The sequence below is a fragment of the Paenarthrobacter sp. NPDC092416 genome (assembly GCF_044755025.1).
Lineage (GTDB): Bacteria > Actinomycetota > Actinomycetes > Actinomycetales > Micrococcaceae > Arthrobacter.
Genome location: NZ_JBIVQG010000011.1, coordinates 164,772 through 175,205, shown reverse-complemented (window position 1 = coordinate 175,205; position 10,434 = coordinate 164,772). Strand labels below are relative to the sequence as shown.

11 protein-coding genes and 4 tRNA genes are annotated in these 10,434 nt (G+C 57.7%); 6 read left to right on the top strand and 9 right to left on the bottom strand.

The window, feature by feature from the left end; genetic code table 11:
- A partial coding sequence (locus ACIQC5_RS18860) for a GEVED domain-containing protein (RefSeq protein ID WP_400285835.1) occupies positions 1 to 1,284 on the bottom strand: 1,284 nt, incomplete at its 3' end.
- 597 nt (positions 1,285 to 1,881) lie between these two features.
- Between ACIQC5_RS18860 and ACIQC5_RS18855 the strand changes: the two genes are divergently transcribed.
- Together ACIQC5_RS18855 and ACIQC5_RS18850 are read left to right on the top strand one after the other, a co-directional pair.
- Positions 1,882 to 2,199, top strand: a complete 318-nt coding sequence (locus ACIQC5_RS18855) for a hypothetical protein (RefSeq protein ID WP_400285832.1) — start codon at positions 1,882 to 1,884, stop codon at positions 2,197 to 2,199.
- 1,192 nt (positions 2,200 to 3,391) lie between these two features.
- Positions 3,392 to 3,847, top strand: a complete 456-nt coding sequence (locus ACIQC5_RS18850) for a hypothetical protein (protein ID WP_400285830.1) — start codon at positions 3,392 to 3,394, stop codon at positions 3,845 to 3,847.
- A 150-nt stretch (positions 3,848 to 3,997) separates the two neighbouring features.
- On the opposite strand, the gene ACIQC5_RS18845 is transcribed toward ACIQC5_RS18850, so the two are convergent.
- From ACIQC5_RS18845 to ACIQC5_RS18825, 5 genes are all read right to left on the bottom strand, one after another.
- The gene (locus tag ACIQC5_RS18845; RefSeq protein ID WP_400285827.1) at positions 3,998 to 4,819 is read right to left on the bottom strand and encodes a peptidase M56 family protein; all 822 of its coding nucleotides are present in this window, start codon (positions 4,817 to 4,819) and stop codon (positions 3,998 to 4,000) included.
- Positions 4,816 to 5,397 carry an RNA polymerase sigma factor gene (locus tag ACIQC5_RS18840; RefSeq protein ID WP_400285825.1) on the bottom strand — a complete coding sequence of 194 codons (582 nt, stop codon included), beginning with the start codon at positions 5,395 to 5,397 and terminating at the stop codon, positions 4,816 to 4,818. The genes ACIQC5_RS18845 and ACIQC5_RS18840 overlap by 4 nt, the downstream gene beginning before the upstream one ends.
- Positions 5,398 to 5,900: 503 nt before the next feature.
- Positions 5,901 to 6,158: a hypothetical protein gene (locus ACIQC5_RS18835; protein WP_400285822.1), complete on the bottom strand. Its 258-nt coding sequence runs from the start codon at positions 6,156 to 6,158 to the stop codon at positions 5,901 to 5,903.
- A 90-nt stretch (positions 6,159 to 6,248) separates the two neighbouring features.
- A complete protein-coding gene (locus ACIQC5_RS18830; RefSeq protein ID WP_400285819.1) occupies positions 6,249 to 6,617 on the bottom strand; it encodes a hypothetical protein in 369 nt (122 codons plus the stop codon).
- A gap of 533 nt (positions 6,618 to 7,150) precedes the next feature.
- Positions 7,151 to 7,387: an RNA polymerase sigma factor gene (locus ACIQC5_RS18825; protein WP_400285816.1), complete on the bottom strand. Its 237-nt coding sequence runs from the start codon at positions 7,385 to 7,387 to the stop codon at positions 7,151 to 7,153.
- Here ACIQC5_RS18825 and ACIQC5_RS18820 point away from each other — a divergent pair.
- Positions 7,386 to 7,649 (top strand): hypothetical protein, encoded by a 264-nt coding sequence (locus ACIQC5_RS18820; RefSeq protein WP_400285813.1) that lies wholly within the window; start codon positions 7,386 to 7,388, stop codon positions 7,647 to 7,649. The two genes, ACIQC5_RS18825 and ACIQC5_RS18820, sit on opposite strands and share 2 nt — an antisense overlap.
- Before the next feature lie 387 nt (positions 7,650 to 8,036).
- On the opposite strand, the gene ACIQC5_RS18815 is transcribed toward ACIQC5_RS18820, so the two are convergent.
- From ACIQC5_RS18815 to ACIQC5_RS18805, 3 genes are all read right to left on the bottom strand, one after another.
- The gene (locus ACIQC5_RS18815; protein WP_400285811.1) at positions 8,037 to 8,267 is read right to left on the bottom strand and encodes a hypothetical protein; all 231 of its coding nucleotides are present in this window, start codon (positions 8,265 to 8,267) and stop codon (positions 8,037 to 8,039) included.
- Positions 8,268 to 8,552 (bottom strand): hypothetical protein, encoded by a 285-nt coding sequence (locus ACIQC5_RS18810; protein WP_400285808.1) that lies wholly within the window; start codon positions 8,550 to 8,552, stop codon positions 8,268 to 8,270.
- 1,220 nt (positions 8,553 to 9,772) lie between these two features.
- A tRNA-Val gene (locus tag ACIQC5_RS18805) sits at positions 9,773 to 9,847 on the bottom strand.
- A gap of 263 nt (positions 9,848 to 10,110) precedes the next feature.
- On the opposite strand from ACIQC5_RS18805, the gene ACIQC5_RS18800 reads away from it, so the two are divergent.
- From ACIQC5_RS18800 to ACIQC5_RS18790, 3 genes are all read left to right on the top strand, one after another.
- A tRNA-Gly gene (locus ACIQC5_RS18800) sits at positions 10,111 to 10,183 on the top strand.
- Positions 10,184 to 10,229: 46 nt separating this feature from the next.
- Positions 10,230 to 10,300, top strand: a tRNA-Cys gene (locus ACIQC5_RS18795).
- Between the two features lie 38 nt (positions 10,301 to 10,338).
- Positions 10,339 to 10,413, top strand: a tRNA-Val gene (locus tag ACIQC5_RS18790).
- Positions 10,414 to 10,434: the final 21 nt, after the last annotated feature.

Below are 10,434 nucleotides of genomic sequence, written 5' to 3'. Positions count from 1 at the left end.
GTTCCACGCAGCCGGCGCGGTGACCTGCGCATCATCTGTTGCCGAGACAGGCAACCCCAGCGGCGGGTTCCCGGTGACCTTCGCCGTGTTGGTCACCAACCCCGTGGTCACATCCGAGGCCGTGACCACATATGTTGCGGTCGCGGTCACGGACTGCCCCGGCAAAAGGACGCCCGGAAGGCCGGGCCAGGCATACGAGAGGGCGGACATCGTGCCCGTTCCGGAGAACTGGGTCTCGGTGATGACCACCGAGGTCAGCGTCACGTTGCCCGTGTTCTTCGCCACGAACGTGTACGTGGCCGTTTCACCGGCCACCAGCGTGGTCTTGTTCACCGTTTTCACCAGCGTGATCGCCGGAGCAGCCGACGGGGCAACAGTGAAGAGGTAATCCTCCACCTCACCGGAATCCGATGCACCGATCGGGACCTGGACCTGGGCGGTGGTGTAACCGATCCGGAACCGGGCATACGTGGTCCCCGCACTCACCCCGGCAGGGACCACCCAGGTAAGCGTCGCGGTCGTGGCACCGGCCGCGAACGAGGCGCAATTGCGTTCGGTAGCGCTGTCGAAAAGCCCGTTCTTGTTGAAATCAATCCACCCACAGGTTGTACCCGGCTTGCTCGCCCCGCTGATCGCCACCGTCGTGGAGTAGCTGGTAGCCCCTTGTATCATCGGAGCCAGCGTCACGCCGTCGTCCATCAGGTCCAAAGCCGCCGTCGCACCCGCATTCGGCGAAACCGTGCCGTTGGCCACCGACGCGTTGTCCTCCGTGACATTCGCACCCAACGTCACGTCCGACAGATCAGCCCGGGCAGCGTTGTTTTGATCGTACGAAGCAGGCGCATCACCGAAATCCTGCGGAACCGTCATCGCAATGACGAAGTTGTCCTGGTTATGGTTTGGATCTTGGGCGTCGTTGATCGTGTATGGCGGAAGCGCGCTGGTGGTCTGGACGAAGACCGCGCTGATATCGAACGTCAACGAGGTCACAATGCCATTGATACGGACAGACCCACAGGCCGCAGTCGCTTGGGCATCCACAGGCTGAGGATCGTTCGTTTGGGTGGTCGTCTCGCACCGAGTACCCGCGTTGTCGTTAGTAGCCGTAATGGCATTTCCCGACACGCTAAGGTTCCCACCGGAAAGCTTGGTCATCGTCAAGCCCGTGGTTGCGAGATTCAACACAGCGTGGAGCTGCGACTGGCGGTCGACAGGTCCTTTCTTGTTTTCGTACCACGTCACGTTTCCGCCGAGGCCAGCGATGTTGAGCACGGGATTTCTCACGGGCTGGCTAAACGCGATCGTGACCGTCCCCAAGCCGCTACAGGGACCGGTTGCGGCGCAATTATTGACCGCGTTGGTTGCGAATTCAACAGCCGGGGCCCCAGTCCCTATGTTTTGTGAGAAATCAGAGGCCACATATCCACGGCTGCCCATCGTTGACTGCCCCACGAGGTCAGTCAGTCCGGATTGATCATAGGTGGCCGTAAGACCGGATCCTGGCATCGTCAAAATAGCCGCTCCGCCGGTAACGTTTGCCTGGTTGGTTGCTACTTCGTAGGCGTGAGCTGATGGACTTAGGTGGAGCACCCCCATTGAAAGTGCGCCAAAAACGACCGCTAATACGGCAACGAAGGCTGTTATTTTCCCAAGCAGATACTTCAAGGGATTCTCTCCAATGAACAGTGACCGACAGACCCCACAGCCGACGGCCAAACATATGTTGCGGAGCCCGACCGATTGCGTCCGGCAAGGTCGGGTCTCCAGTCAAAGGAGTGCGGGATTGGAAAGGTTCGTGTCGCGAAAAGCGAAAACTCTTTGAGAAGCTCGGGGCTCCCCCAAGAAGGCGACCGGGCCGGAACTCGGACCGTCTGGCCGGATTTGGAGCTGGCCGGAAGAGCTGTCATCTCGGACAACAGCCGGCTGGACCTTGATGCCCTCCAGCGCAGGATGGTTACTGCCAAAGCCGCACTACCGGTTCTGGCGCATCAGCTGCCGGCAACCTTCGCGGCCTTCGATGTCCTGGCCGTAGACGGCCACGACACGCGCGATTTGCCCTTCTCGAATCGGCCGGCTCTGCTCGAGGAACTCACCAAAGATTGGGCCGCGCCGTTGGAACTCTCCCCTGGCAGTACTGACCCTGAGCTTGCCCGGACCTTAGCCTGGCCGGCAAGCCAGTTTGCACAACGTGCTGGCTGATCGGGCCTTGTGACTGCTGATTACCAGCACCGGCCCCGGGCTCGATAGCTAAGGCCAACAATAGGGAACAACCAGCGCGTGGCAGCAACTGTATGCAACAGCAAAGTATCAATTTGCCCGGTACTACTACGTTCTCCCGAAGGAGACCAACATGGGCTACTGCTGCGCATTCATGCTGAAGTTCGGTGACGTGATAACCATCCCGGGACTCGGAACGAAGGTCGTCCACGCAACCCATCAAATAGGGCCTGACCCCTGTCAGATCAGACTCGATGAAAAGTTCGCAGAGTCGATTCATGTCGACATCACGTTCACGAGTGGCGATCAACGGTCTCCGCAGCGCCAGGACGACCTTTGGTCCCCTTGAAGCTGATCTGGTCCTATGTGGCCCGAACCTTTGGCTGAGGAATCCGTGCCGCAGACCAGTCCCTAACAACAACGACCCGACCGTTCATCGAGTAAGAAAGAAACCATGACCGGCCTGGTCGTGCTCGACAGGCTACCTCCATAAGCAGCCACTCCAGCTCAGGGTGCATATAGGGTGCAGTCCCCCACAAAGGCAGTGATGATACTTTCCAGATCGTGACGGCGATTTTTAGGAAACTTTTAATTGTGAGGAACTATTGCCATTGGGGCAATTCGATGACTAGGCTGACGGAAATCTTCAATAATGAGGATGGACTTTCAATCATAATTTTGTGGGGGGAATTTTGAAAAAGCTAAGCAGGGTTTTGTCTGCGGCCGTTTTAGCAGCCGGTTTGGCGTCAGTGCCACTGGCCGCTCACGCCGGATATGCCGGAGGCCCATGGAGTAACTTCGTGAACAACGGCATTACGTATCGCCATCAGCCCACAGTCAACACGTCGGCCGGATTCGCTACTGCTACCACTATGGTAGGACCCGTCTACGTATGCGTGACTTCGGGTTCGTTGGCTGCCCAGGGTCGGGTGGTCCAACAGTATCAGCAGAGTGCTGCTGTCTTGGTTTCAGAGAGCCTTGTGAAATATTCGTCGTGGACAATATGCCCAGGGACGGGCTCCGAATTCATGAGCGCGTCCGCCAGTTATGCAGGTACTGGTGATTTCTATAGCTATGGACGCTCCTACGTATATAACACTGCAATCGGCGGCTACAACTATTACATGACCATTCCTGGTTATGTTCAAACTGCCTGGTAGATAAGGGATCCTAGATGATCATCAACAAGTTCAAACGCCGGACCGCATTTATCGGCATTGGCACTATGGCTCTCGCAGGAATTGGTTTCGGTTCCGCAATGGCGACGTCATCGACCAGCCAACAAAAGACCGTCACGGTGCAGGCGGACACAACCCCAAGCAAGGGCACTGACTTCAAGACCAACGAACGCGGACAGACCTACGGGTCCATCACCATTGTCGATCAGCAGGAGATCGAGCCGGACCTTATCAATGCACTGGCCACAAACGGTGAACTTGGATACGTGGCCAATACTGAGCTGAAGGCGGCCTCCGGGCACCCTTCTCAATTCCATTCCCCGGCTGAAGCACTTAGGTGGCAGGAGGCCAACGGAAACCGTGCCGTGAACATCCCGGTCTATGAGGCAGACGGCGTAACCAAAGTAGGTCAGTTTGTCATCAAGCCTTCACCGTCAGAGGAACCCAAATAGTTCCGTTCGGTGACGGGAGATGCGCGTGACATCGCAAGACTCGTAAATCGAACGGATTGATGTGATGCTTTGAAGTTCATCTTTCCCATCTCAAGCTGGGAAAGATGAACTTCTCTGGGGCGTTTAGAACGTCCGGAAATCAAAGTAACTTCAGGACCCGGGAGCCGCAGAGTCGGTTAGAGGCCCTGTCGGGCCCTCGTCATCATTGCTGATCACGAACTCACCGACCACGGTCTTCCCATCAGATTCATAAACAGGGATCGCGATCTTCCGACCTTTGCGTTGCTCTTGCCAGGCAAGCGCCTCTTCTCTTGTCTTGAACGAGAGAGCCGCAGTCATGCCCGTAGCGTCTTCAAGCTCGGCGTTGTAAACGTAACCAGGGCGGCCGTTGGTGGCCTTTACCGCGACCAGCTGGGGCAACCCTTTATCGTTCTGGGCACCGTACGTTTCACCGTGAGCATTCGTGGCCCAAGGCGTTGGCTCTTCGTCAACGAAAGTCCACGTCACCTGCCATTGGCTCTGCGCTTGCGTGTTGATGGTCGTGCTCTCTTTCCCGGGAACGATGGGGATCTGGAATTGCGTCACCTTCCCGGGGCCTTTTAGATCCTGCGATTTGCAGGTGCTGGTAGCTCCGGACTCAAATGCCCATGAGCCAGTCGTGAGACACGTCAGCTTCACGCGAATGGATTTAGCACCTTCCGGAGCAGCCCCGAACCGGACAGTCGCTGGTCCGGAGTAGGACACCGTGACAGGAGATCCAAGGGGTGTAATCACCGGAGCTCCCGGAATTGTCAGAAGTCCTGCCGCTGCCGCGCCGGCTCCACCCACCAATACTGCGCCGGCAAAGACGCCAGCACCTAGGCCCCACCGTGAGTTCCCCCAGCTTCGTCCCGTCCGCGTCTTCTCTACCCTGGAAACCAGCTCGGATCTGAGTGCCTGACTGAACCGTTCATCAACTTTCAGATCATTCATGATCCTTTTCCTTCCATGGCATAGTGGGTTCGTGGTCTTGGTAGCGGCAATGCGTCCTTCATCTTCAAGCGCGCGCGGTGCATTCGACTCTTTGCTGCCGCAGGGGTCAGTTTGAGAAGTTCCGCGGCAGCTGTGATCGTGTAGCCCTCAAAGGCAACCAGGCTGATTAACTGCAAATCCATGGTGGGAAGGGTCTGCAAAGCATCGATGACATCCTTGTCCAAGGCAGACTGCAGGTATACGGCCTCACCGCTCTCCGCACTGGCTTCATCCTGCCGGGGTAGCGAATCCAGCATCCGTCGGTATCTGAAAGCGGACCTGTTGGCGTTCCGAGCGACGTTTGTAGTCGTGACTAGCAACCAGGGCAGAATCGAAAGCTCGACAAGAACAACGGTCCGGCGCTTCCTCCAGAGCTCAAGAAAAACGCTAGCCATAATGTCTTCGGACGTGTGCCGATCGCCGCAGAGCCGATACGCGTGCCGGAAAACTCTGTCGCGGTGTCGATCAAACAACGCACCGAACGCCGTCCCGTCGCTTTTCAGGCTACGCGACCACAGTTCGTCGTCTTGAGATTCCATGTTCCGCATACCCTGTATTGTCCGGCAGGCACAAAAAGGATTCGTGATCTCGAAAAAAGATCTGGGATTGGTGGCTGAAGACGCGGAACTCATGGCATTCACTCCTGCCGATTCATGCCGGCATTGTAGGATCAGGACGCAGCATCGACCACCCACAAACCAACGACTGCTTTGGATATTGCATGACCAGACCTCCCGCACTGAGCCCGAAAGAAGTCGAGCAGGCCCGGACCCGTTATGTCCACGACAGACTCCCGGTTGCTCAGCTGGCCGCAGAATACTGGGTGTCCTCGGCAAGCATGAATGACGTCCTGACTTGTCGGAATGCAATGACGGCCAGCACGACAGATTCCCGTAGAACATCACCGATGCGAGGGGGATCCTGGATTGGTTCGTGAAACGCCGCCCGGCGGAGTTGAGGCGGTTTAGCTAAGGGCTTTCCGCGCTCCCGGTGCAACTGCGGTGCCGCACGTCAGTAGGTGCGGCACCTCGATGGCATCGACTCAGGCCAGTTCCCAGGGCATCGAATCAATGTCAGACTGCCTTACCTCAAAGTCATAGCCGTATCTTTCGATCACCCGGGTCACCAGTTTAAGGAACCAGTCGTCGGAGCCGGGTGCTATGTGGACGCTGTTGATCAGCCGTCGCAGAGCCATGGCAATAGGGACGACGGTTGTCTCTGGCTCCGGGGGGCCGACTGCCAGCAGGCGGACTTCCTTCTCGTGTTCAAAGCTCCTGCGCTCGTGCATGAAAGCGGTCAAGACGTGGTCCAGCGAGATTGAACGCTGAGCGATAGTCGGCGTAGGTAATGTTGCCGCCGACACCCCCCGTATCACTGGTGATGCTGGCCGTCAGATCAGCCCAGGTGTGCAGACCGCAACACCGCAACCTTCTCTCTGGTAGATCTCCCACATGGCGGCTGATTCGTACTTGTTCTCGTGCCAGCAACTCATATAGATCTGCTTGGCGAAATCCTTGCGTTTGTCTTGAACGGCCAGGACGATATCAAGCGCATCACCAGAGTAGGTGCTGGAGCGCATTAGCTCATTGAAAGTACCCGAAGCACCTTCCCACTTGTCGCTCATTAGGTCAGCCTGGGCAAAATGGAGTGCCTCGTATTCAAGCAAAGACAAAAACCGGCTGAAGTCCATATAGCGCCACAGCACGCTCCCAGGCTCAGGTTGGACTGAGAAGCTATCCGGGAAGTCAGTTCTGAACATGCTCGCAATCGTACAGAGGCCCTCCTCGCGGTCGGCCTACCTACGTGGACCTGACTGAGTCAATGTAGTCTGCACCAACAAGACAGCCTGATTCCGCCAGGCTCCCGACCAGCATCGACAAAAATCGCTCGGGACTAAATACCTTCCTCCAATCTGTAACCATCCGTGGTGTCCCGGACAATACAAGGCATGGAGAACGTTCAGTTGGGGGATGACGTCCTGTGGGCGGACAGCTTGAGGGGTGACGCCGAGGCCTTTGGTCGGTTGTATGACTGGCACCGGGTTCGCGTCTTTAGTCATGCTCATCGCCTGGCTGGAGGAAGGCACGATGCCTAAGACGCCACGGCAGCGGCTTCTTGAGTTATGGCGCTGTCCGGAGCGGGTCAGGCTGGTTGACGGTTCGATCCTTCCTTGGCTGTTGGTTACAACGACAAACACGGCCAGGAATCTTCAGCGATCAAAGGTCCGCCATCGAAGGCTCTTAGACGCCATTCCCAGACGCCGGTCAAACTGCGGATCAATACGAACATCGTTCATGACGGATCTCCTTTCAATACTGGCGAATGGACATGGTGAAGTGATCGAGGCAGCGCAGCCCTCAGCTTCTGGCGGGCACGGTGCATACGGACTTTAGCTGCCCCGGGTGAAATCCCGAGTGCTTCAGCTGCCACTGGCAACGGCAACTCTTCGAAAACGACAAGGCTGACCAGACTGAGGTCCAAGGGCTTCAAGACAGCCAACGCCTCTGCGACCTCATCATTCTTCGACATGTCGTGGTTTGGATGGGCCGTGCTGATCCCCATCACCGTGGCCGGGCTATCAGTGTTTTCTCTGGGATTCTGCATCTTCAGGGACATCAAGGGCACGGCCACTACGTGGTCCCGCCTCTACAGGGAAAGCAAAAACATCGCCCCGGGCGGTTTCACAATGGCTGACGTCCCGACTATCAAGGGCATGGGATTCATGTACATGTTGATGGGGGCCATGTTCGTCTTCGGACCGGCATGGACTGTCTTCACCTCGGCACGGTGAACCTCTTGCGTTACTGCCGGGTCCATATAGCAGACCGGTGCTCGTGACCGTTCACGCCTGATCGCTAGCTGACTCTCACTGCCGGGAAGTATCTCTACGTCCCCGTATCCGCACCGGCGGCCACTGAACATCAATCTGGACCGGCCTCGTTCCCGTCCTTGGCTCAGGAACACCCCGCTCCCGTCGCCGTGCCCGAGCGTCCCAGTCCTGCCGCGCCCAGAAGGCGATAAGCCACGCGAAGAGACCTAAGAGAGCTGGCAGGACCAGCCTTCCCCATTGACCGTCTGATGCGGAGAACACAACTGACATGACCAGCGAGACGAGAACCAAGGCGACCAGCACCCCAGCGAATATGGACATGAACCAGATGGACGCCAGCCATGAGTGCTAGCGCGACCACAGGAAGAGGCCCATGAACACCAGCCCGGCGATGGCCACAATACCGGCTGCGGCTTTCGACCACGCAAGTTGACGCTCGTAGGTCTTGAACTGCGTGCCCTCACGTAGCCACGCCCACCCATCAACGCCGGCACGGGCCATGAAGTTGCGCATCAGATATAGCGCAATGCCACTGAGTATTAGGAAGGTTCCGACGATGCCGAGGAACGGGTCGCCCATCTAGGCCCCTGCCCACGGTGGCCGGAAGATGAGGGTCAGCACCACAATGAGCAAGCCACCAACGATCAGGACCGAACAGAAGAACACCCCGAGCATCTCGAAGCCCCGCACCCGTTCCTCATACACTTCTTGTTCAGCTTCAGGCTGCGGCTCGGAATCTTCGAGGACGTCATCGGTCCGACGTCCGAGCATTTGTGATGAGATCGCGTACTGCCGCCGGGCGATCTGATTCCTGAATGGCAGCCACACCAAGCCAATGGCAATGAAGACCAGTGCAAGCGCCATGCGTCCCCCTTACATCTGAACGTGTCACCATCCTACGTAAGAACCCTCTGGCAGGATTGCGGCGAATGCATCAAGCACACCGTCGTCGATATTCTCGATGCCCGAGATTAGGGTCTGCTGCATCTCCGGGAGAGACAATGTCTCCGTTGTGCCTTCCAGACGTTTGAACAGCAGAGGGCAGGTTCCGCACCACCACGAGAGCTCAAACGCAGGGTCCGAGCCCTGCCACAGCAGACGTCGCCCGGCCCACTGTCCGTCCGTTTTCTCTTCTTCACCGAACCTCAGCACGGATGACTGGGGCTCCCGGACTAACCGCGTCTTACCGGTTTCCAACAACATGATCGGCAGTACATCTAGCTCCCCTCGCACCTCGCGACGCGTTCGAACGGGATGCGCTGCTGGGCTACCTGCCCTCCTAATGCACATACCGCCTGATCAATGGCAGTGTGCCCGCAGGCTCAGCTTCCCTTTTGACACCTATGGGAGCATCGTCGTAGACACAAAAGGGCCAAGGTGTCCAGAGCTCTGCGACGGCGCGCACTGGACCCAACAGCCGGCCACGGAGCAAAGCAGGTGGACGCCCGATAAGTGGTCCGAGCACAGCAGAGGCCAAGGCTCTCTGAAAACTCTCACGCGGGTTTGTACGGTCGGCATGTCCCACCTGATTTCCCTAATCCCAGGCGGGACACTTGTGTCAGAAAGAGAGGTTGGCTGCGGGACGTTAACCCGGACGGTTCAGAGCGCTTCCTGCGCAGCTGGCGGATGAAGAGGATCAATGAGCGGTTTGCCGAAGTATCGAGACGGAGGCAGAGACAGGAACAACTACGGTCCTGATCGAAATCTCCGTCGTAAACGCCGTGGTCTCGTCTTTGCCGTCGTCTTTGGCGGCATATCATTCCTTGGGCTGGGCCTGTTATTGTTCTTGGCCACGTGGGGCGGCTAGTGGCGGTCTGGCCCGGTAGGGCGACCCAGCATGTGTCCGACCCGCCCCGCATGCGATCTGGTTCCTTCGTCGTGGGGGACTTTTGAGTTGGCGCCCTACGCCGCGATCGAAGCTGCCGGCGCTGTGAGTGAGAGAACGAAGTTGGCGACGGTCGGCGGCTCCACGAGGTTTCCTTATGCGGGAGCCGTCCTGGTGGCCCCGATCCACGCAAGGACCATGGTGCCAGCGGGAAAACCTCAGAAACCCAAGAAACCCCCGGAATTCCGGGGGTTTCTGTTGGTGGGCGATACTGGGTTCGAACCAGTGACCTCTTCGGTGTGAACGAAGCGCGCTACCACTGCGCCAATCGCCCGGGTGCATCCCGCGTATCCGCTCAGCTGCATACAGAAGACTAGCCCACGCCCGCCGGAATGCAAAACGAGCCGGAGCATCCAAACAACAGCCGTGGAATTACAACCCTGCAACTCTGAAAAATCCCCGCAAATTCAAGGAAGAAGCCGCCTTCGAATCGAAAAGCGAAGGGTCGATTTGGAGATTGCAGCAACCTCCTATAGAGTTTTTACTCGTCGGAAAGCGACGGAAAGCCTGCAAGGTAGTCCGCCGGGAACTGACACTGCGGACGTAGCTCAGCTGGTAGAGCACCACCTTGCCAAGGTGGATGTCGCGAGTTCGAGTCTCGTCGTCCGCTCGCAAGGCACTGTCAAGGTAATTATTCTCCGGAATCATGCCTACACGGTGGGTTGGCCGAGAGGCGAGGCAGCGGCCTGCAAAGCCGTATACACGGGTTCGAATCCCGTACCCACCTCGGTGAAAACCATGTCTTCCAGTTCCGGCTGGATGCATGGGCGATTGGCGCAGCGGTAGCGCGCTTCCCTGACACGGAAGAGGTCACTGGTTCGATCCCAGTATCGCCCACCAAAACAAGGCAACTTGTTTGTT